Origin of the sequence: Brevundimonas sp. NPDC007368 (assembly GCF_042869015.1) — a bacterium.
GTDB lineage: Bacteria > Pseudomonadota > Alphaproteobacteria > Caulobacterales > Caulobacteraceae > Brevundimonas.
Genome location: NZ_JBIAFA010000001.1, coordinates 345,484 through 367,827, shown reverse-complemented (window position 1 = coordinate 367,827; position 22,344 = coordinate 345,484). Strand labels below are relative to the sequence as shown.

The following is a 22,344-nucleotide window of genomic DNA, read 5'->3' as shown; positions in this document are numbered from 1 at the left end:
AGGATCGCGAGGAAACGGCCGCGCCACGCGGCTCTAAAGGAAGGGACTGCCCATGACCGACCGCACCGCAGGTGCGGCGGAGGGCGCGGAACACACGGTCGACAAGAACGACCGGCTGGTGATTCTGGCGTCGTCCGTCGGCACCGTCATCGAATGGTACGACTTCTATCTTTACGGCTCGCTGGCCGCGATCATCTCGGCCCAGTTCTTCTCGGGCGTGAACGAGACCACCGGCTTCATCTTCGCCCTGATGGCCTTCGCCGCCGGTTTCGCGGTGCGTCCGTTCGGGGCCATCGTCTTCGGCCGCATGGGCGACCTGTGGGGCCGCAAGAACACCTTCCTGGTGACCATGCTGCTGATGGGCCTGTCGACCTTCGTGGTCGGCCTGCTGCCGCCCTATGCCGCCATCGGCATCGCCGCGCCGATCATCCTCGTCCTCATGCGCCTGATCCAGGGTCTCGCCCTGGGCGGTGAATACGGCGGAGCCGCCACCTACGTCGCCGAGCACGCCCCGCACGGCAAGCGCGGCTTCTACACCTCCTTCATCCAGATCACCGCCACAGTGGGCCTGCTGCTCAGCCTGATGGTCATTCTGGGCGTCCGCTTCGCCATCGGCGAGGAAGCCTTCGTCAGCTGGGGCTGGCGCATCCCCTTCATCGTCTCGATCCTGCTGCTGGGCGTGAGCCTGTGGATCCGCCTGAAGCTGTCGGAAAGCCCGGCCTTCCAGCGCATGAAGGCCGAGGGCAAGGGCTCGACCACGCCGCTGAAGGACAGCTTCATGAAGTGGCCGAACCTGAAGCTGGTGCTGATCGCCCTGTTCGGCCTCGCCGCCGGTCAGGCCGTGGTCTGGTACACGGGTCAGTTCTACGCCCTCTTCTTCCTCGAGAAGACGCTGAAGGTCGATCCGGCCCTGTCGAACATCCTGATCGCCGCCGCGCTGGCGCTGGCGACGCCCTTCTTCGTCTTCTTCGGCTGGCTGTCCGACAAGATCGGCCGCAAGCCCATCATCCTGGTCGGCTGCCTGCTGGCCGCCCTGACCTACTTCCCGCTGTTCAACGCCCTGACCGGCGCGGCCAACCCGCGTCTGGCCGCCGCCGCCGCCTCAGCGCCGGTCACCGTCTACGCCGACCCGGCCGACTGCCACTTCCAGTTCGACCCGGTGGGCAAGACCGTCTTCAACAGCTCGTGCGACATCGCCAAGACCCACCTGGCCAAGGCCGGCGTCACCTATGTCAACGAGGCCGCCCCCGCCGGGACCGTGACCCAGGTCCGCATCGGTGAACGCGTGGTCGAGAGCTTCAACGGCAAGGTCCTGGCCAAGGCCGACTTCGACGCCCAGAAGAAGGCGTGGGACGCGGGCCTGACCGCCGCCCTGACCGAGGCCGGCTATCCGGCCAAGGCCGACAGCGCCCTGGTCAACAAGCCCCTGGTGATCGGCATCCTCTTCCTGCTGGTGCTCTATGTGACCATGGTCTACGGCCCGATCGCCGCCGCCCTGGTCGAGATGTTCCCGACCAAGGTGCGCTACACCTCCATGTCCCTGCCCTATCACATCGGCAACGGCTGGTTCGGCGGCTTCCTGCCGACCACCGCCTTCGCCATGGTCGCGGCCACGGGCAACATCTACTACGGCCTCTGGTATCCCATCGCGATCGCGGTGCTGACCCTGATCATCGGCGTCCTCTTCGTGAAGGAAGGCAAGGACGTGAACATCCACGACTGAGGTCGATAAGCTTCGCCAACCTGCAGGGGCGGTCCGGTTTCCGGCCGCCCCTCTTTTTGTTCTTGTCCCCCAGCCCCGCTCCGTCCCAGATGCCGGTCATGTTCAGCCTCGCGACCCTGGCCCTCGTGGCCGCCTACATGGCGACCCTGTTCGCGGTCGCCTGGTGGTACGAGCGGCCGTCGATCAAGACGCGCGGCGGGGCGCTGGGGCCGTCGCTCTACGCCCTGTCGCTGGCCATCTACTGCACGTCGTGGACCTATTACGGGGCGGTGGGGACGGCGGCGCGGTCGGCCTGGGAATACCTGCCCATCTATATCGGCCCGGCGCTGGGGGTGACGGTCCTGTTTCCGCTGTGGAAGCGGATCGCGGCGGCGGCCCGGCGCGAGAACGTCGGCTCGATGGCCGACTTCATCTCCTCGCGCTACGGCAAGAGCCCGGCGCTCGGCGCGGCGGTCGCCGCTGTCGCCATCCTGGGGTCCCTGCCCTACATCGCCCTGCAGCTGAAATCCCTGTCCATGGCGGGCGAGATGCTGACCGAGGGGACGCCGGTCGCCGGCTCCGAGAGCCTGACGGTGCTGGTCATGGCCGGGGTGCTGGCCGGGTTCGCCATCCTGTTCGGGGCGCGCCGCCCCGACCTGACCGAGCACAACCGCGGCCTGATCCAGGCCATCGGCATCGAGTCCATCGTCAAGCTGACGGCCCTGCTGGCCGTGGCCGTCTTCGCCCTGATGCTGCTGGCGCGCGCCCCAGCCTCTGCGGACGTGACCGCCAGCCTCGGCGATCTGGCGCGCTGGCCCGAGCTGGACGGGCGCTTCTGGGCCATCACCCTGGTGGCGACGCTCGCCATCTTCTGCCTGCCGCGACAGTTCCACGTCGCCTTTGTCGAGGGCGGCGATCCGGCCCAGATGCGGCGCGCGCGCTGGATCTTTCCCGTCTATCTGCTGCTGACCAGTCTGGCGGTCCTGCCCCTGGTGGCGGCGGGCGGCCTGTTCGCGCCCGAGGTCAATCCCGACCTGCTGGTGCTGGCCCTGCCGCTGAACTCCGGCCAGTCGGCCCTGACGGCCATCGTCTTCGTCGGCGGCTTCTCGGCGGCGACCGCCATGGTCATTGTCGAGGCCGTGGCGCTGTCGGCCATGGTGTCCAACAATCTGGTCCTGCCGCTATTGGCCGCCGAGCGCCGTCGTCGCGGCGAACGGGCGGGCGACATGGCGCGCGCCATCCTGAATATCCGCCGCGTGGCCATCGTGGCCCTGCTGCTGATGGCCTGGGTCTATTATCAGGCCATGGACCAGTCCAGCGGCCTGGCCGCCATGGGGCTGGTCTCCTTCGCCGCCCTGGCCCAGCTGGCCCCGGCCCTGTTCGGCGCCGTGCTGTGGCGCGGCGGGCGTTCGCGCGGGGCGCTGGCGGGACTGGCGGTCGGGATGACCGTCTGGCTGGTCATGCTGGCGGCGCCGCAGCTGGCGCCCGGATTCGGCCTGAACGTTCCGGCCATGCTGGGGCTGGCCGACCCGTTCGCGGCGGGCGTCTTCCTCAGTCTGGCGCTGAACCTCGGGGTCTTCGTCGCCGTCTCCAGGCTGGGGACGCCGCGCCTGATCGACCGGGTACAGGCCCGCGCCTTCGTCGACCGTCTGGGCCCGGACTGGATGGAGGGGCGCGGCGCCTCCGCCGGGGCCTCGGTCGGCGACCTCAAGGCCCTGGTCGCCCGCTTCATCGGCGACGAACGGGCCGAGCGCGCCTTCGCCGCCTGGTCGCGAGAGACCGACCAGAAGCTGCGCGACGCCGACCCGGCCGAGGCCGGTCTGGCCCGCGCCGCCGAGCGGATGCTGGCGGGCGCGGTCGGCGCCGCCTCGGCCCGGCGCGTCATCGCCGCCGCCCTGGCCGCCGGGGGGCGCGCGCCCGAGGACGTGGTGCGGATGCTGGACGAGGCGTCGCAGGCGGTCCAGTTCAACCGCGACCTGCTGCAGACCACGCTCGACAACATCGATCAGGGCGTCAGCGTGGTGGACGAGGACCTGCGCCTGACCGCCTGGAACCGGCGCTATGTCGAGATGTTCGACCTGCCCGCCGGCTTCGTCCACGTCGGCCTGCCCATCGCCGCCGTCTATCGCCTCAACGCCGAGCGGGGCGAGACCGACCCCATTGCCGTTACGGGCGACATCGAGGCCTGGATCGAACGGCGGCTGGAGGCCCTGTCGCGTCGCATTCCCCACGATCATGAGCGCGAGCAGCCGGACGGCCGCATCCTGCGTTCCTCCGGCGCCCCGATCCCCGGCGGGGGCTACGCCACGAGCTACACCGACATCACCGCCCTGCGCCGCGCCGCCCGCGATCTGGAGGAGGCCAACGAGCGGCTGGAGGCCCGCGTCGCCGACCGCACCGAACGGCTGGAGGAGGCCCGGCGTCTGGCCGAGGACGCCACCGCCTCCAAGACCCGCTTCCTCGCCGCCGCCAGCCACGACCTGTTGCAACCCTTGCACGCCGCGCGCCTGTTCATCGCCGCCCTGAAGGAGGAGCCGGCGCTGGCGGCGGGGTCGGCTGGACGCGGGCTGGCGACCAACGCCGACCGTTCCATCGACAGCGCCCACCGCCTGCTGACGGCCCTGCTCAACCTGTCCAAGCTGGAGGCGGGCGGAGTCCAGCCCGCCGTGGCTCCCCTCTCGCTGGACGCCCTGTTCGCCGAGTTGCGCCGCGAGTTCGCCCCCATGGCCCGCGCCAAGGGCCTGCGGCTGGCGGTCATGCCGTCCGGCCTGTGGGTCGCCTCGGACCACGATCTGCTGCGCTCCATGCTGCAGAACCTGACCGCCAACGCCATCCGCTACACCGACCGGGGCCGGGTTCTGGTCGGCGCCCGGCGCGACGGCGACACGGTGCAGATGCTGGTCTGCGACACCGGGCGCGGCATTCCCGACGCCGACCGTGAAAACGTCTTCGGCGAGTTCGTGCGTCTGCCCGGTGCCCCGGTGGACGAGCCGGGCGCGGGTCTCGGTTTGGCCATCGTGCAGAAGCTGTCGGACCTGCTGCGCCATCCGCTGTCGATGGCGTCCCGCGTCGGGCGCGGCACCACCTTCCGCGTCAGCGCTCCGCGCGCCGCCGCCCAGGTCGAGATCGCTCCCCTCGCCGAGGGCGACGCGCGCCTGCCGCTGGCGGGGCTGCGGGTGCTGTGCGTGGACAACGAGCCGGCCATCCTCGACGCCCTGACCGCCCTGCTGAGCCGCTGGGGCGCCCAGACGACGATGGCGCGCACCGTGGCCGACGGCATCGCAGCGGCAGGGCCGTTCGACGCGGCCCTGGTGGATCTGCATCTGGGCGACGGGGCGGACGGGCTGACGGTGGTGGACGCCCTGCGGGCGCGGGGCCTGCGCCGCATCGGCCTGGTCACCGCCGACACCCGCGAGGGCCTGAAGGAGACCGCCACGGCGGCGGGCGCGACCCTGCTGCCCAAGCCGGTCAAGCCGGCGGCGCTGAAGGCGTTCCTGTCGCGCTGATCTTCCTTCTCCCCTTGCGGGAGAAGGTGGGCGCCGGAGGCGCTCGGATGAGGGGTGTCGGCGCGACCTTCGGAAAGCGTGACGGACGGGCAGCGACAAAGTTCAAAACGAAGCGCTCACACCCCTCATCCGTCAGGCTTCGCCTGCCACCTTCTCCCACAAGGGGAGAAGGGAATTAGAGATCGATCGACTGGGCCAGGATCACCGCCTGGGTGCGGTTGTGGACGCCCAGCTTGCGGAAAACGCTGGTCAGGTGGGCCTTGATGGTGGCCTCGGTGACGCCGAGGTCGAAGGCGATCTGCTTGTTCAGCCGCCCGGCGCGCAGGCCCTCGAGAATGCGCAGCTGCGACGGCGTCAGGCTGGCGATGCGGGCTTCCAGATCGCCCTCCCCGGCCCCGGGCTCGCCGACGTCAGGGGCCCAGCTGTCGCCCGAAAGGATGGCGGCGATGGCCTCGACCATGACCGGCAAGGCGGCGGACTTGGGGATGAAGCCGGCGGCGCCGAGGGTCAGGGCGCGGCGCACGGTCGGCGGCTCCTCGCTGGCCGAGACGACGGCGACCGGCACGGCGGGATGGTCGGCGCGGATGCGGGTCAGGCCCGCCATGCCCTCGCTGTCCGACAGTTTCAGGTCCAGCAGCAGCAGGTCGGTCGCGGCTTCAGCCAGGGCGGCCTGAACCTCGGCGAGGCTGGCGCATTCCGCAATCACGGCGTCGGGCGCGGCCTTTTCGACGGCCGATCTCAACGCCGCCCGAAACAGAGGGTGGTCGTCGGCGACGACGATGCGATCCATGAAAATCCTTCCCGCGCGCGGTTCTTTTTCGGGTCGAGGCCGCGCTGTGACGACACCATGCCGCGCCTCGACTTTGGTCGAAACTAGACCAATGGCTAATGGCCGCAAACCGCCCTCGCGCGGAATGCTGCCGTCTCGAGGTTCGCATCAGATGAACCCGGGAGGACATGACATGGGAAGATTCCGTCTGCTCGGCGGCGCAGCTGCGGCTGCGCTCCTGTTCGCGCCCGGCGCCGTCTGGGCCCAGGACGCCAATGCGGCCCTCGAGGCGCGCATCGCCCAGCTCGAAGCCGAGCTGAACAGCCTGAAATCCGAGGTCGCCGCCGCGCGCACGCAGCAGAGCGCCCAGTCCCAGGCCATGGCCCAGGACATCATCCGTCTGGAGGCCCGCCCCGCCGCCACCCCGGTCTCGGCCCCTGCTCAGCGCGAAGAAGGCTTCCGCATCGGCGACCACACCGTGAAGTTCGGCGGCTTCGTCAAGGTCGACGCCATGGCGTCCCGCTATTCCGGCGGCGATCCGGCCAACGGCGACGCGCTGCGCGACTACCACCTGCCCGGCTCCATCCCGGTCGGCGGCGCCAACGAAGATACGGCCATGGACTTCAGCGCCCGCCAGACCCGCTTCTGGCTGACCACCGACGGTCTGGTCGGCGGCCACAAGGTCGGCACCCGGCTGGAGATGGACTTCCAGAGCCTGCCCGGAACCGGCGATCAGCGCATCACCAGCGCCTCCACCCCCGCCCTGCGCCGCGCCTTCGTCACCATCGACAACTGGCTGATCGGTCAGGAGTGGACCAACTTCCAGAACACCGCCGTCCTGCCGGAATCGGCCGACTTCGTCGGCGCCGCCGAGGGCACGGTCTTCGCCCGCCAGGTCCAGGTCCGTTACACGCGCGGTCCCTTCTCGATCGCGGTCGAGAACCCCGAAACCACCGTCACCCCCTTCGGCGGCGGCGCGCGGATCATCGCCGACGACAACAGCCTGCCCGACCTGACGGCGCGCTACGCCATCAGCCGCCCCTGGGGCGACCTGCAGTTCGCGGGCCTGCTGCGTCAGCTGAAGTATGAGAACCCGGCCAGCGCCGTCGACGACACGGCGACCGGCTGGGGTCTGTCGGCCTCGGCCAAGGTCAAGGTCGGCGCCCAGGACGACCTGCGCTTCATGCTGTCGGGCGGCGAGGGCGTGGGCCGCTATCTGGGGCTCAACTTCTCCAACGACGCGGTGCTGGACGCCTCGGGCCAGTTGGACGCCATCGGCGTGGTCGCCGGATTCGCCGCCTATCGCCACGTCTGGACGCCCGGCTGGCGCTCCAGCCTGATCTGGTCGGCGCAGAAGGTGGACAACGACGTCCTGCTGACCGGCACGGGCGCCAACCGCTCGGCCCAGAGCATCCACGCCAACCTGATCTGGTCGCCGGTCACGGCGTTTGATGTCGGGGCCGAACTGATGTTCGCTGACCGCAAGCTGGAGTCGGGACTGGACGGCGACATGACCCGTCTGATCCTGTTCGCCAAATACGGCTTCTAAAACAAGAAACTGGGAGGAAAGCGCGTGTCTGATCCGGAAATCTATCCCGTCCCCGCCGACCTGGCCGCCCGCGCCCACATGGACCGCGACGCCTATGACGCGGCCCGGATCGCGGCACGCGAAACGCCCGAGGCCTACTGGGGCGAACAGGCCAAACGCCTCGACTGGATGACCTTCCCGTCGAAGATCAAGGATGTGTCGTTCAATAAGGAAGACTTCCGCATCCGCTGGTTCGAGGACGGGGTGCTGAACGTCTCGGCCAACTGCATCGACCGCCACCTGCCGCACCGTGAAAACGACACGGCCATCATCTGGGAAGGCGACGAGCCGACCGACAGCGAGCACGTCACCTACGGCCAGCTGCACGAGCGCGTCTGCCGCATGGCCAATGTGCTCAAGGCCAACGGCGTCCAGAAGGGCGACCGCGTCACCATCTACCTGCCCATGATCCCCGAGGCCGCCTACGCCATGCTGGCCTGCGCGCGGATCGGCGCGGTTCACTCGGTCATCTTCGGCGGCTTCTCGCCCGACAGCATCGCCGGGCGCATCGAGGACTGCGGCTCGACCTTCGTCATCACCGCCGACGAGGGCTGCCGTGGCGGCAAGAAGGTCCCGCTGAAGGCCAATGTCGACAAGGCGCTGGAGAAGGTCTCGGGCGTCGACGGCGTCCTGCTGATCCGCCACACGGGCGCGGACGTGGGCTTCATCGAGGGCCGCGACCGGGATTACGAGACCGAGGCCGCCAAGGTCACGGCCCACTGCCATCCCGAGCCGATGCAGGCGGAGGACCCGCTGTTCATCCTCTACACCTCGGGCTCGACCGGCAAACCCAAGGGGGTGCTGCACACCACCGGCGGCTATCTGTTCTGGGCCAGCTACACCCACGAACTGGTCTTCGACTACCGCCCCGGCGAGGTCTTCTGGTGCACCGCCGACGTGGGCTGGGTGACCGGCCACTCCTATGGCGTCTATGGCCCCCTGGCCAATGGGGCGACCACCCTGCTGTTCGAGGGCGTGCCCAACTATCCGAGCGTGAGCCGTTTCTGGGAGGTCATCGACAAGCACAAGGTCGAGATCTTCTACACCGCCCCCACCGCCCTGCGCTCGCTGATGCGCGAAGGCGACGCCCCGGTGAAGGCGACCAGCCGCAAGAGCTTGCGCCTGCTGGGCAGCGTCGGCGAGCCGATCAACCCCGAGGCCTGGCGCTGGTATCACGAGGTGGTCGGCGACGGCCGCCTGCCCATCGTCGACACCTGGTGGCAGACCGAAACCGGCGGCGTTCTGATCTCGCCCCTGCCCGGCGCCACCGACCTCAAGCCCGGCTCGGCGACCAAGCCCCTGCCCGGCGTCGAGCTGCAGATCGTGGACGCCGAAGGCGGGGTTCTGGAGGGCGCGACCGAGGGCAACCTCTGCATCACTGACAGCTGGCCGGGCCAGATGCGGACGGTTTATGGCGACCACCAGCGCTTCTTCGACACCTATTTCTCGACCTATCCGGGCAAGTATTTCACCGGCGACGGCTGCCGTCGCGACGCCGACGGCTACTACTGGATCACCGGCCGGGTCGATGACGTCATCAACGTCTCGGGCCACCGCATGGGCACGGCCGAGGTCGAGAGCGCCCTGGTCCTGCACGACATCGTGGCCGAGGCGGCGGTCGTCGGCTTCCCCCACGACATCAAGGGTCAGGGCATCTACGCCTATGTGACCCTGGTGCGCGGCGTGGAGGCCACCGAGGCCCTGCGCAAGGAACTGGTCGCCCACGTCCGCACCGAGATCGGCCCCATCGCCGCCCCCGACGTGATCCAGTGGGCACCGGGCCTGCCCAAGACCCGATCCGGCAAGATCATGCGGCGCATCCTGCGCAAGATCGCCGAGAACGAACTGGGCGCCCTGGGCGATGTCTCCACCCTGGCCGACCCTTCGGTCGTCGACGATCTGGTGAAGAACCGGGCCGCCTGACGACCTTCCCCCGCTCTCCCCGGAGCAAGCGGCCGGCGTTCCGAAAGGGGCGTCGGCCGTTTCGTCATTTGAGCCTGGGCTGCGGCGGCGCTAGACAACCGGCGACAGCGAACAGGAGCAGACCATGAGCGGAACCGTCCTCATCACCGGCGCCACGGCGGGCATCGGCCAGGCCGCAGCGCGCCGCTTCGCCTCGGCGGGCTGGAAGATCATCGCCACCGGCCGCCGCGCCGAGCGTCTGAATGATCTGGTCGCCGAGCTGGGCGCGGACGTGGTCCATCCCCTCGTCTTCGACATCCGCGACGAGGCCGCCATCGACGCGGTCCTGGACGCCCTGCCCGAGGGCTTTGGCGACATCGACGTCCTGATCAACAACGCGGGGCTGGCGCTGGGGACCGCCGCCGCCCAGGACGCCGATCTGGATCAGTGGCGTCAGATGATCGACACCAACATCACCGGTCTGGTCACCATCACGCGCCGTCTGCTGCCGCGCCTGATCGCGCGCAAGGGCGCCATCCTGAACATCAGCTCGGTGGCCGCGACCTATCCCTACAAGGGCGGCAACGCCTATGGCGGCACCAAGGCCTTCGTCCGCCAGTTCTCGCTGGGCCTGCGCTCGGACCTGCACGGCACCGGGGTGCGCGTCACCTCCATCGAGCCCGGCATGACCGAGACCGAGTTCACCCTGGTCCGCACCAGCGGCGATCAAGCGGCGTCGGACGCCCTCTACGGCGGCGCCCAGCCCATGACCGGCGAAGACATCGCCGAGACCCTGTTCTGGGTCGCGACCCTGCCGCCGCACCTGAACATCAACGCCCTGGAGCTGATGCCGGTCAGCCAGTCCTTCGCCGGCTTCCAGGTGGCGCGGGGCTGACGCCCTTGATCCTCCCCCGTCTACGGGGGAGGGGGACCGCCGCAGGCGGTGGAGGGGGCGGATGCAACCGCCCCGTTCGACAAGTGCCCCACGCCGTGCGGCCGACCTTCAACGGCAACATCCGCCCTCGCCCCCTCCACCATGCTGCGCATGGTCCCCCTCCCCCGCTGCGCAGGGGAGGATCGCCCACGAGCTTCGCCGCTTCCGAGATGGCGGCGAGAAGCCTAAACTACCCCCATGGCTTCGCCCGCGACCGAAACCGAACTGAAGTTCCGGCTCGGGCCGGGCGCGGTCGTGCGTCTGTCAGGCCACCCGGCGCTGCAAGGGCCCCAGACCAGCCAGTCGCTGCGCTCGGTCTATTTCGACACTCCCGACAGCGTCCTGCGCGCGGCGGGGTGCGGCCTGAGGGTTCGCGCCACGCCGGACGGCTTCGTCCAGACCCTGAAGCGCCAGACCGCCCCCGGCCAGACCGCCCGCGACGAGTGGGAGGTCCAAGTCGCCTCCGAGGCCCTCGACCTCGCCGCGCTCAAGGCCACGCCCGCCCATAAACTTCTGAAGGGCCGCCGCCGCGACCTGTCGCCCCGCTTCGCCACCACGGTCGTCCGCCGCATCCGCATGGTCGACTGGGAGGGCGCCCGGATCGAAGTCGCCTTCGACGCCGGCGAACTGTCCGCCGGAGAGCGCCGCGAGCCCATCTACGAGCTGGAACTGGAGCTGAAGGCGGGGCCGCCCGCCGCCCTGTTCAGCCTCGCCCGGCGGCTGGCGCGCGACCTGGCCATCGTCCCGGTGTTCGAGAGCAAGGCCGAGCGCGGCTGGCGGCTGGCCGACGGCGAGAGCCGCAGCCCCCGTCGCGCCGTCGCCACGCCCCTGTCGCCTGATGCATCGGCAGCCACCGCCTTCCGCCGCATCGCCATGGCCTGTCTGGCCCAGGTCTCGGCCAACGCCGAACTGCTGCGGATCGTGCGCCGCCCCGAGGCCGTGCATCAGATGCGGGTGGCCTTACGCCGCCTGCGCGCCGCCGTCGGCGTCTTCAAGCCCCTGTTGGCCGAGGCCGAACGCGAGCGCATCGAGGCCGAACTGAAATGGCTGGCGCACGAGGCCGACGCCGCCCGCGACCTCGACGTCTTCATCCGCGACGTCTTCCACCCCACGGCGCTGGCGGCCCCCTCGCCCGGCCTCGCGGCCCTGGGCCGTCACCTGCTGACCGCCCGGGGGCAGGCCTATGACCGCGTTCTGACGGCCATCGCCTCGCCCCGCTACGCCCTGCTGATGCTGGAGACGACCGCCTGGATCGAGACGGCGGTCCTGTCCGACGCCCCCGTTGCGCCCTTCGCCGCCGAGGCCCTCAGCCGCCTGCATCGTCAGGTCGAAAAACGCGCCCGCGACCTGAACGATCTAGACGTCGAGGCCCGGCACCACCTGCGCATCCGCGCCAAGCGTCTGCGCTACGCCGCCGAGTTCTTCGCCGATCTTTTTCCCGCCCGCCGCCGCCGCGCCCGCTACCTCAAGGCGCTGGAACGGCTGCAGGACACGCTCGGCCAACTGAACGACCTGGCCGTGGCGCGCGACAAAATCCCGGGCGAGGCCGCTCTGGACGACCCAAGCGTGGCCTTCGCCGCTGGACGCGTCATCGGTCGGCGCGAGCGCGACGAGGCCGCCTTATTGGCCGCCGCGCTCAAGGCCTGCGGGCGTTTCCACGACGCCAGGCCCTTCTGGACCGGATGCCGACCACGTCAGAAACGGTCGTAGATCGCATTTTGTTCTCGACACGCAAATGAGAACATCTTGTGAACCAGAACAAACCATGCACATAGTCCGTCTCACAGAGGGAGCGGGTCCTGGCGGGTCTCTCCCAAAGCCCAGAATGGAATCATGGCAAGGGAGAGAAAACCAATGGCACAGGCGGCATTGAAGCTCGTGGGTAAAGAAGACGGCGAAAAGCAACGCGCTCTTGAGGCGGCGATCGCGCAGATCGATCGCGCTTTCGGCAAGGGCTCGGTGATGAAGCTCGGCAAGGGCGGTTTGGTGAACGAGATCGAGAGCGTCTCGACCGGTTCGCTGGGCCTGGACATGGCGCTCGGCATCGGCGGCCTGCCGGTCGGGCGGGTCATCGAGGTGTTCGGCCCGGAATCCTCGGGCAAGACGACCCTGGCCCTGCACACCGTGGCCGAGGTCCAGAAGAAGGGCGGCGTGGCCGCCTTCGTCGACGCCGAACACGCGCTGGACCCCGTCTATGCGCAAAAGCTGGGCGTCAACCTCGACGACCTGCTGGTGTCGCAGCCCGACGCCGGCGAACAGGCCCTGGAAATCGTCGACACCCTGGTGCGCTCGGGCGCCGTGGACATCGTGGTGGTCGACTCGGTCGCCGCCCTGACCCCGCGCGCCGAAATCGAAGGCGAGATGGGCGACAGCCTGCCCGGCCTTCAGGCCCGTCTGATGTCGCAGGCCCTGCGCAAGCTGACGGCCTCGATCTCCAAGTCGAAGTGCATCGTCCTGTTCATCAACCAGATCCGCCACAAGATCGGCGTCATGTACGGCTCGCCGGAAACAACGACGGGCGGCAATGCGCTGAAGTTCTACGCCTCGGTCCGCCTCGACATCCGCCGCACCGGCGCGATCAAGAACCGCGACGAGGTCGTCGGCAACACCACGCGCGTCAAGGTGGTCAAGAACAAGGTCGCCCCGCCGTTCCGCGAGGTCATCTTCGACATCATGTACGGCGAAGGCATCTCCAAGATCGGCGAGATCATCGATCTGGGGGTCAAGGCCAACATCATCGAGAAGTCGGGTTCGTGGTTCTCCTACGACTCCACCCGCATCGGCCAGGGCCGCGAGAACGCCAAGGAGTTCCTCAAGAACAACCCCGACATGGCCCTCGCCATCGAGAAGGCCGTGCGCCAGTCCACGGCCAAGATCGCCGACGACATGCTGGGCGCGCCCGAGCCCGATGAAGGTCAGGACATGGAGGGCTGATCTCCCTCCGACACAGCTTCCGTCCGTCGTCCCCGCGACCCGCCTACCGACCCCGCGGGGTCGGTCGGACGGAGCCGGCCCGCCCGAGCATCTCGGGCGGGCCTCTTTTTATCTGGCTCGCCTTCAGTTTCCGCTCATCCCCGCGGAGGCGGGCACCTAGTGAGAGCCTCACGCACCATCGCTGACCGCCCGTGCTTGCCGCCAAAGCACTGGGTCCCCGCCTCCGCGGGGATGAGCGGATGTAGAAACAAACCGCTCTTTTCTCGCCGCGCCCCGCCGGGCAAACTTCACCTTCAAGCCCCGGAGCCTCCCATGATCCCCGCCACCGCCGACCTCTGCGACGCCCACCCCGAAAAGGTGAAGGTCTGCCACATCCCGTTCCGCAGCTTCGGCCAGGCGACGGCCTTCCACGGTCCGGTTCGCACCCTCAGCGTGCTGGACGACAACGCCTTGGTCCGACAGGCGCTGGAGCGGCCGGGCCACGGCGCGGTGCTGGTGGTCAACGGCGGCGGATCGCTGAAGCGCGCCCTTGTCGGCGACAACCTGGCCAGACTGGCCATCGACAACAACTGGGCCGGGATCGTCCTCCACGGCGCCATTCGCGACAGCGGCGTCATCGACACCATGCCCGTCGGCGTGAAGGCCGTGGGGACCACGCCCCTGCGCGCCGACCGCGACGCCATCGGCGAGATCGACATCCCCACCGCCTTCGGCGGCGTCATCTTCACCCCCGGCGACTGGCTCTACGCCGACGCCGACGGGGTCATCGTCGCGCCACATCGCCTGCACGATTAGAGCCCGCCGCATCGGAAAAGCGCGCCCCGGCGCACGCGATCACGCGCCAGTGATGCGCTCGGCGCAAAATCCCTATATGACGCCCGTTCCGATATTCTCCCCGCGCGCCCGAATTCCTTAGAGCGATACGCCATGACCAGCCTGAAACAGATCCGCTCCACCTTCCTCGACTACTTCGCGGCCGACGGCCACGAGAAGGTGCAGTCGGCTCCGCTGGTGCCGCAGAACGACCCGACCCTGCTGTTCGTCAACGCGGGCATGGTGCCGTTCAAGGACTACTTCACCGGCGGCGCGACCCCGCCCTACAAGCGCGCCACCAGTTCGCAGAAATGCGTGCGCGCCGGCGGCAAGCACAACGATCTGGACAACGTCGGCTACACCGCGCGTCACCACACCTTCTTTGAGATGCTGGGCAACTTCTCGTTCGGCGACTATTTCAAGGACCACGCCATCGAGAGCGCCTGGACCCTGCTGACCAGGGAGTTCGGCCTGGACCCTGCGCGCCTGCTGGTCACCGTCTATCACACCGACGATGAAGCCTTCGACATCTGGAAGAAGGTGACCGGCTTCGCCGACGAGAAGATCATCCGCATCCCCACGGCCGACAACTTCTGGGCCATGGGCGACAGCGGCCCTTGCGGTCCCTGCACCGAGATCTTCTACGACCACGGCGACCACATCTTCGGCGGCCCTCCCGGTTCGCCCGATGAGGACGGCGACCGCTTCGTGGAGATCTGGAACAACGTCTTCATGCAGTACGAGAAGGAGAACGACGAGATCGTTCGCGACCTTCCCAAGCCCAGCGTCGACACCGGCATGGGTCTGGAGCGCATCGCCGCCGTCCTGCAAGGCGTCCACTCCAACTATGAAGTCGACCTGTTCAAGAGCCTGATCGGCGCCTCGGAAGAGCTGACCTCGACCAAGGCCGAGGGCGAACGCGCCCCGTCGCACCGGGTCATCGCCGACCACCTGCGTTCGACCGCCTTCCTGATCGCCGACGGCGTGACCCCGTCGAACGAGGGCCGCGGCTACGTCCTGCGCCGCATCATGCGCCGCGCCATGCGTCACGCCCACCTGCTGGGCGCGGCCGACCCGCTGATGCACCGTCTGGTCCCGACCCTGGTGCAGGAGATGGGCGAGGCCTATCCCGAACTGGGCCGCGCCCAGGCCTTCATCGAGGACACGCTGAAGCAGGAAGAGATCCGCTTCCGCACCACCCTGGGCCGCGGCATGAACCTGTTCGATCAGGCCACGACCGGCTTCAAGGCCGGCGACATGCTGGACGGCCAGACGGCCTTCACCCTCTATGACACCTACGGCTTCCCGCTGGACCTGACGCAGGACGAGGCTCGCCGTCGCGGCTTCAGCGTCAACGTCGACGGCTTCGAGGCCGCCATGGCCGAGCAACGCGACCGCTCGCGTGAGCACTGGAAGGGCTCGGGCCAGACGGCCTCGGCCGGCGCCTGGCTGGCCCTGCGCGACCAGCACGGCGGCACCGCGTTCACCGGCTATGACAGCGAGACCGGCGAAGGCCAGGTCGTCGCCATCCTCAAGGACGGCGCGGCTGTCGACGCCGCCGAGGCCGGCGACGTGGTCGAGGTCGTCCTCGACAAGACCCCCTTCTACGGCGAAGGCGGCGGTCAGGCCGGCGACAAGGGCGGCTTCGTCTGGACCAATGGCGAAGGCCGCGTGCTGGACACCAAGAAGCACGCCGACCTCTTCGTTCACACCTTGCAGGTGGCCCAGGGCGCGGCTCTGACGGTCGGCGCCGTGGTGACGGCCACGGTCGAGCCGGGCTCGCGCCCGACGACCCGCGCCAACCACTCGGCCGCCCACCTGCTGCACGCCGCGCTGAAGAACGTGCTGGGCCCGCACGTCGCCCAGAAGGGCCAGATGGTCGACGCCGAGCGCATGCGCTTCGACTTCAGCCACAACGCCCCGCTGACCGACGAGGAGATCGCCCGTCTCGAGGACGAGGTGAACGCGGTCATCCGCCAGAACCTGCCGACCACCACTGAACTGATGCACCCCGAAGCCGCCATCGAGGCCGGCGCGGTCGCCCTGTTCGGCGAGAAATACGGCGACGAGGTCCGCGTCCTGACCCTGGGCCACGCCCTGTCCGGCGACGGCGCCTATTCGGTCGAGCTGTGCGGCGGCACTCACGTCCATCGCACCGGCGACATCGCCCTGTTCAAGATCGTGTCGGAAGGCGGCGTCGCCGCCGGCGTCCGCCGCATCGAGGCCCTGACCGGCGAGGCTGCCCGTCAGTTCCTGCTGGCCCAGGCCAATGTCGCCCGTTCGCTGGCCCAGACCTTCAAGATCCAGACCGCGGACGTCCCGGCCCGGGTCGAGGCCCTGAGCGCCGAACGCAAGGCGCTGGAGAAGCAGGTCGCCGACCTGAAGAAGCAGCTGGCGCTCAGCGGCGGCGCGGGCGCCAATGCGGCCCCGGAAGAGATCAACGGCGTCAAGCTGATCGCCCGCGTTCTGGACGGCGTCGACGGCAAGGGCCTGCGCGGCGTGGCCGAGGACTTCAAGAAGCAGATCGGCTCGGGCGTGGTCGCCCTTGTCGGCGTCGTCGACGGCAAGGCGGCCATCACGGTCGCCGCCACGCCGGACATGGCGGGCAAGGTGAACGCGGCCGATCTGGCCCGCGACGCCGTCATCGCCATGGGCGGCAAGGGCGCCGGCGGCAAGCCCGACTTCGCCCAGGGCGGCGCGCCCGACGGCTCGAAGGCCGAAGCTGGTCTGGAAGCAATCCGGGCCGCGCTGAAGGGCTGATCGCCCGCACAGACTGAAACAGGAAGGGCGGCGCACCGGATGCGCCGCCCTTTTTCTTTGGCCGATCCCCACACAATCCGCTCATCCCCGCGGAGGCGGGGACCCAGTGCTTTGGCTGCAAGCACAGGCGGCCAAGGATGGTGCGTGAGGCTCTTTCTGGGTCCCCGCCTCCGCGGGGATGAGCGGGTGATTATTCCGCCTTGCTCAGATCGATCCCCGCCAGCTTCCAGCCGAACAGGTTGCGGCGTTTCATCAGCAGGGAGACTTGCTCGCCCGGCTGGTCGTCGCGGGTCAGGGTGACGGCGAAGGTGTCCAGGTCGCGGTAGCTCCAGGACTGGCGCACCTTCTTGCTCTCGGGCTTGCTCTCAGGCTTCGGCCCGACCTCCGGCTCGACCTTGGCCAGGTCCGGCTTGGGCGCCTGCCCCTCCTGCACCATGGCCGAGATGGCCTGGGGCGTGACGAAGGCGTCCACGGCGCCGCTGACCAGCGCCGGCGCCAGCAGCATGCCCAGGCCCGACAGGCCGCTGTCCTTCAGCCGACTGTCCTTGCGCATCTCGCTCACCATGCGCTCGCTCAGCTCGTCTTTCAGGCTGGCGCGGAAGGCGGGAAAGTCGACCTGGCGCTCCAGCGCCTGCGCGTCGCCGCTCTTGGCCGCCTGCACCAGCGAGCGCGCCGCCAGCAAGGGCGAGGCGGCGTAGGCCAGGACGAAGGCCGCCACGGCGGCGCCTCCCAGTCGAAGGATCAGTTTCTGGTTCATCGGCCCTCCCCTGCCTTACGAACGCGACGGGTCAGCGACATCTGCGACACAAACTCGAAACCCCCTGCGACATTAAGGACATGGTTCGAGGGGGGGCTCAAGGGCGTCGTTAACCCTTGGCGGAAAATAGAAAAGGCCCGCGGGATTTCTCCAGCGGGCCCATTCCTGGTGCGTAACGCGCTCAAGCAGCGCGAAGCGCGGTAGCGCTACTAACCAATATTCGGCAGGGCCTTCTTCAGGTTCTCGGACACCTTGTCCAGGAAGCCTTCGGTGGTCAGCCACGACTGCTGGTCGCCGACGAGCAGGGCCAGGTCCTTGGTCATGAAGCCCGACTCGACGGTTTCAACCACGACGCGTTCCAGCGTCTCGGCGAACTCGGCCAGCTCGGCATTGTCGTCCAGCTTGGCGCGGTGCTTGAAGCCGGCCGACCAGGCGAAGATCGAGGCGATCGAGTTGGTCGAGGTCGCTTCACCCTTCTGGTGCTGACGGTAGTGACGGGTCACCGTGCCGTGGGCGGCTTCGGTTTCCATGATCTTGCCGTCCGGCGTCATCAGGACCGAGGTCATCAGGCCCAGCGAGCCGAAGCCCTGAGCCACGATGTCCGACTGCACGTCGCCGTCATAGTTCTTGCACGCCCAGACGAAGCCGCCCGACCACTTGATGGCGGCCGCCACCATGTCGTCGATCAGACGGTGTTCGTAGGTCAGGCCGCGCGCCTTGAACTCTTCGGCGTAGTGCTCGTCGAAGACTTCCTGGAACAGGTCCTTGAAGCGGCCGTCATAGGCTTTCAGAATGGTGTTCTTGGTCGACAGATAGACCGGATAGTTACGAGCCAGGCCGTAGCTGAACGAGGCGTGGGCGAAGTCACGGATCGACGAGTCGAGGTTGTACATGCCCATGGCCACACCGGCCGACGGGGATTTGAACACCTCGTGCTCGATCACCTGGCCATCGTCGCCGACGAACTTGATCGACAGAGTGCCGGCGCCCGGCATCAGGAAGTCAGTGGCCTTGTACTGGTCGCCGAAGGCGTGACGGCCGACGACGATCGGCTGGGTCCAGCCCGGAACCAGACGCGGCACGTTGGAGCAGATGATCGGCTCGCGGAAGACCACGCCGCCCAGGATGTTGCGGATGGTGCCGTTCGGCGACTTCCACATCTTCTTCAGGCCGAATTCCTTCACCCGGGCTTCGTCCGGGGTGATGGTGGCGCACTTGACGCCGACGCCGTGCTTCTGGATCGCGTGGGCCGCGTCGATCGTCACCTGGTCGTCGGTGGCGTCGCGGTGCTCCATGCCGAGGTCGTAGTAGTCGAGCTCCAGGTCCAGGTAGGGGAAGACCAGCTTGTCCTTGATCATCTGCCAGATGATCCGGGTCATTTCGTCGCCGTCGATGTCCACGATGGGGTTGGCGACCTTGATCTTGGCCATGCTCTGCCTCTGTCTCTTAATCAGGGAAGGAATATCGTGCGGGCGGTATAGCGAGACGCGCGCGCGGGCGCAAAGGCTGAGCGGCGCCATCGGCGCTCCTGCGCAAAATGCCCCCATATGACTTGAACCAGCAGCCAGCTTGACCGTTCATGGAGCCCGCCCCTGATCGTTCCCCTCTCGCTGATGAGACGCCCGACATGACGCTTCGCAGCCTGTTGCTGACCGCTGCCGCCGCCCTGATCCTGCCGCAGGGGCTGGGGGCCTGCGGAAAGAAGGAGGGCGACGCCTCGCCCGCCGCGGCCCCCGCCGCCGCCGACGTCGCGGTCGAGACGGCGGCGACGTCGCCAACCGCCAGAACGAGCGCCAATCCGCCCAGCGAGACGCGCGAGTTCCGCGACTGGACCGCCACCTGCGACAACACCAATCACTGCGTGGCCTTTGGTTCGGCGCATGAAAACATGGGCTTCGTCCTGGTCTCCCTGGCCCCCGGCGCCCAAGCCCGCCCCGTCGTCCACATGGGCGGCTGGGGTCTGGAGGACGGCCAGGGCTCGGTCCACGCCGTCATCGACGGCCGGCGCTATGCCGGCGAGAACTCCAAGATGGACGAGGAAGGCGACGTCATCGCCTTCAGGAACCCCTCGCCCCAACTGGTGCATGATCTGGGGAACGGCTCCTTCATGGCCCTGCGACGCGGGCACGAGCAGATGAAGGTCAGCCTCGGCGGGGCGGCCGCCGCCTTCCTGTGGATCGACGAGCGTCAGGGTCGGCTGAACACCCCCACCGCCCTGATCCGGCGCGGCGACCGGCCCGCCGCCGACGTGCCCGCCGCCCCGGCCGCCCCGCGCGTGGCCGTGGCGGCCGCCGTCGCCCAGAACGGCCTGGTCCAGGACGACCTGTCCCCGGCGCTTCTCGCCCACCCCAAGGTCAAGGAATGCCTGGCCGAAACCCGCAGAGGCGAACGTTTCGAGCCGAACGTCGAGGTCTCGCGTCTGGCTGCGGACAAGCTGCTGTGGAGCGTGCCGTGCGGCGAAGGCGCCTATAATTTCAGCCAGGCCTATTTCATCACTCCGGCCGACGGGACCTCGCCCCGGCCGGTCGCCTTCCCCACGGCGGCGGGCAGCGAAGATACCCTGGTCAACAGCCGCTATGACCCCAGGACCCGCACCCTCTTCGCCTTCGGCAAGGGGCGCGGCCTCGGCGACTGCGGCCGCATGGGCGTCTGGGCCTGGACCGGCGAGCGCTTCGCCCTGTTGGACGAGAAGGTCATGCCGAGTTGCACGGCAGTCCCCCAGGACCTGTGGCCGACCACCTGGCGCGCGGCGACCTGACCGCCATCCTGCGCCAGACATGAAAACGGCCCGGACGCGCGAACGTCCGGGCCGTCTTTCGTTTCAACCCTGATCGGCGTCTCAGGCCCGCATCTGGGCTTCCAGCACCGCCAGCGGCAGGGAGCCGTTCATCAGCACCTTGTCGTGGAAGGCGCGCAGATCGAAGCCCGGCTTGGCCTCGGCGTCCTTCCTCAGGCGGGCGATCACCGTGTGGCCGACCTTGTAGGCGCAGGCCTGCCCCGGCCAGACGGTGTAGCGGTTGATCTCGCTGTTCGAGGCGTCCAGCGGCTTGGCGCCCGAGGCCGCCATGTATTCGACCGCCTGTTCGCGGCTCCAGCGCTCCGAGTGCAGACCGGTGTCGACCACCAGGCGCACGGCCCGGAACAGATAGGACATCAGGAAGCCGACGCGGCCCAGCGGGTTGTCGGCATAGGCGTCCAGGTCATTGGCCGCGACCGCCTCGGCATAGAGGGCCCAGCCTTCGTTGTAGGCCGAGAAGCCGCCCGCGCGGCGCCACTGCGGCAGCTCGCCCGACTCGCGCTGCAGGGCGACCTGCAGGTGGTGGCCCGGAGAGGCCTCGTGATAGGTCAGGGTCGGCAGGGCGAACTTCGGCCAGTTCCCGCTGTCGCGCAGGTTGATGTAGTAGGCGCCCGGGCGCGAGCCATCCAGCGGCGGTCCCTGATAGTATCCGCCCGGCGCGCCCGACTGGATCGACACCGGCACGCGGCGGATCTCGACATGGGTTTTCGGCAGGCGACCGAAGACGGTCGGCAGTTTCGGCTCCAGTTCGGCGACCAGCTGGTTCAGCCAGACCAGCAGTTCGGCCTTGCCCTCGTCGGTGTTGGCGAAGAGCTGGGCCGGGTCCTTGTTCAGGGCCTGGATGCGTTCGCCGACGGTGCCCTGGGTATAGCCCTGCGACTTCAGGATGGCGTCGATCTCGGCGCTGATCTCGGCGACCTGCTCCTTGCCCATCTTGTGGATCTCGGCGGCGCTCAGGGTGGTGGTCGTGTTGGACTTCAGGCCGTTGGCGTAGAAGGCCTCGCCGTCGGGCAGACGCCAGACCCCGGCGTCATGCGTCGCCTGCGGACGGATAGCCTCCAGGGCCGCGACCTGACGGGCCAGGGCGGGCTTGATCTGCTGATCGACGATGGCGGCGGCGCGGACGTCATAGCCCGACAGGTTCAGCGCGGCGGTCTTGCGCACCAGCGACTTGACCATGGCCAGGTCGGCGGCCTTGGTGTCGCGCAGGGTGCGGACCTGGGGCAGCATGCGATCGATGATGAAGTCCGGCGGGATCACGCCCAGACCGGCGTCCTCGTGGACCTTGTCCGTCTCACCGTCCAGCACCCCTGCGAAGGCCGACAGGCGCGACAGGAAGGCGTCGGCGCCGGCCGCGTCCTCGATGCGGTGCTGGTTGTCCATGAAGTCCGGCGTCTCGAAATAGGCGCCCGACAGCTGGGTCACGACATAGGGCGACGGACGGCCCGGCCCCGCGCCATAGGCGAAGCGCGAGGTCTCGGCCGAGGTCTCGCGCCCGAAGGCGGCGATGGCGTAGTTCAGAGCGCCGGCTTCGGACAGGCCCGTCTGGTCGAAGGCGCGCAGCGCAGCCCAACGGCTGATGGCCTTGTCGCGGTCCTTGCGGATGGCGTCGGGACCGGCCTCGCTCAGTTTGGACGACAGACCGGCGCGGGCGCCCTTGTCGAGGCCCAGGTTGGTGGCGCGTTCCGGGCTTTCGTCAATGTCGGCCTCGAACCAGCCGTCCAGCAGGGCGTTCAGGCGCGCATCGGCGTCTGTGGCGGCGACGGCGGCGTGGGCCAGCGAGGGCGCGACGGCGGCCGTGGCGGCGGCGGTCAACAACAGACGGCGGCGGTCGATCATGGTCTTGCTTCCCGACGAGGGCGGCGCGACGCCGCGCGCCCCT

At 68.8% G+C, this 22,344-nt stretch carries 14 protein-coding genes; 10 read left to right on the top strand and 4 right to left on the bottom strand.

Annotated elements, in window-relative coordinates; translation table 11 throughout:
* Window positions 1–52: 52 nt before the first annotated feature.
* A complete protein-coding gene (locus ACFYLW_RS01815; RefSeq protein ID WP_390182607.1) occupies window positions 53–1,723 on the top strand; it encodes an MFS transporter in 1,671 nt (556 codons plus the stop codon).
* 98 nt (window positions 1,724–1,821) lie between these two features.
* On the top strand, window positions 1,822–5,208 hold the full coding sequence (locus ACFYLW_RS01810) for a PAS-domain containing protein (RefSeq protein WP_390182605.1): 3,387 nt from the start codon (window positions 1,822–1,824) through the stop codon (window positions 5,206–5,208).
* Between the two features lie 175 nt (window positions 5,209–5,383).
* Here the strand turns inward: ACFYLW_RS01810 and ACFYLW_RS01805 are convergent, their stop codons facing one another.
* Window positions 5,384–5,998 (bottom strand): response regulator, encoded by a 615-nt coding sequence (locus ACFYLW_RS01805; RefSeq protein WP_390182604.1) that lies wholly within the window; start codon window positions 5,996–5,998, stop codon window positions 5,384–5,386.
* Window positions 5,999–6,170: 172 nt separating this feature from the next.
* On the opposite strand from ACFYLW_RS01805, the gene ACFYLW_RS01800 reads away from it, so the two are divergent.
* The 7 genes from ACFYLW_RS01800 (at window position 6,171) to alaS (ending at window position 16,908) form a co-directional block, all read left to right on the top strand.
* On the top strand, window positions 6,171–7,526 hold the full coding sequence (locus tag ACFYLW_RS01800; RefSeq protein WP_390182603.1) for a DcaP family trimeric outer membrane transporter: 1,356 nt from the start codon (window positions 6,171–6,173) through the stop codon (window positions 7,524–7,526).
* A gap of 24 nt (window positions 7,527–7,550) precedes the next feature.
* Window positions 7,551–9,488, top strand: coding sequence for an acetate--CoA ligase (gene acs, locus ACFYLW_RS01795; protein ID WP_390182601.1), 1,938 nt, complete (start codon window positions 7,551–7,553; stop codon window positions 9,486–9,488).
* 124 nt (window positions 9,489–9,612) lie between these two features.
* Entirely contained in the window at window positions 9,613–10,362 is a 750-nt protein-coding gene (locus ACFYLW_RS01790) for an SDR family NAD(P)-dependent oxidoreductase (protein ID WP_390182600.1), read from the top strand.
* 237 nt (window positions 10,363–10,599) lie between these two features.
* Complete coding sequence (locus tag ACFYLW_RS01785; protein ID WP_390182599.1) at window positions 10,600–12,111, top strand: CHAD domain-containing protein; 1,512 nt, start codon at window positions 10,600–10,602, stop codon at window positions 12,109–12,111.
* A gap of 144 nt (window positions 12,112–12,255) precedes the next feature.
* A complete protein-coding gene (gene recA, locus ACFYLW_RS01780) occupies window positions 12,256–13,335 on the top strand; it encodes a recombinase RecA (protein ID WP_390182598.1) in 1,080 nt (359 codons plus the stop codon).
* A 312-nt stretch (window positions 13,336–13,647) separates the two neighbouring features.
* Window positions 13,648–14,130, top strand: coding sequence for a ribonuclease E activity regulator RraA (rraA, locus tag ACFYLW_RS01775; protein WP_292083568.1), 483 nt, complete (start codon window positions 13,648–13,650; stop codon window positions 14,128–14,130).
* Between the two features lie 132 nt (window positions 14,131–14,262).
* Window positions 14,263–16,908 (top strand): alanine--tRNA ligase, encoded by a 2,646-nt coding sequence (gene alaS / locus ACFYLW_RS01770; RefSeq protein WP_390182597.1) that lies wholly within the window; start codon window positions 14,263–14,265, stop codon window positions 16,906–16,908.
* A gap of 190 nt (window positions 16,909–17,098) precedes the next feature.
* Here alaS and ACFYLW_RS01765 read toward each other — a convergent pair whose 3' ends face one another.
* A complete protein-coding gene (locus ACFYLW_RS01765) occupies window positions 17,099–17,665 on the bottom strand; it encodes a DUF2939 domain-containing protein (protein WP_313472532.1) in 567 nt (188 codons plus the stop codon).
* A 209-nt stretch (window positions 17,666–17,874) separates the two neighbouring features.
* A complete protein-coding gene (locus tag ACFYLW_RS01760; protein WP_292083571.1) occupies window positions 17,875–19,095 on the bottom strand; it encodes an NADP-dependent isocitrate dehydrogenase in 1,221 nt (406 codons plus the stop codon).
* Window positions 19,096–19,292: 197 nt separating this feature from the next.
* On the opposite strand from ACFYLW_RS01760, the gene ACFYLW_RS01755 reads away from it, so the two are divergent.
* Window positions 19,293–20,423, top strand: a complete 1,131-nt coding sequence (locus ACFYLW_RS01755; protein WP_390182596.1) for a DUF1176 domain-containing protein — start codon at window positions 19,293–19,295, stop codon at window positions 20,421–20,423.
* Window positions 20,424–20,504: 81 nt separating this feature from the next.
* Here the strand turns inward: ACFYLW_RS01755 and ACFYLW_RS01750 are convergent, their stop codons facing one another.
* Window positions 20,505–22,301, bottom strand: a complete 1,797-nt coding sequence (locus tag ACFYLW_RS01750; RefSeq protein ID WP_390182595.1) for a DUF885 domain-containing protein — start codon at window positions 22,299–22,301, stop codon at window positions 20,505–20,507.
* Window positions 22,302–22,344 lie beyond the last annotated feature (43 nt).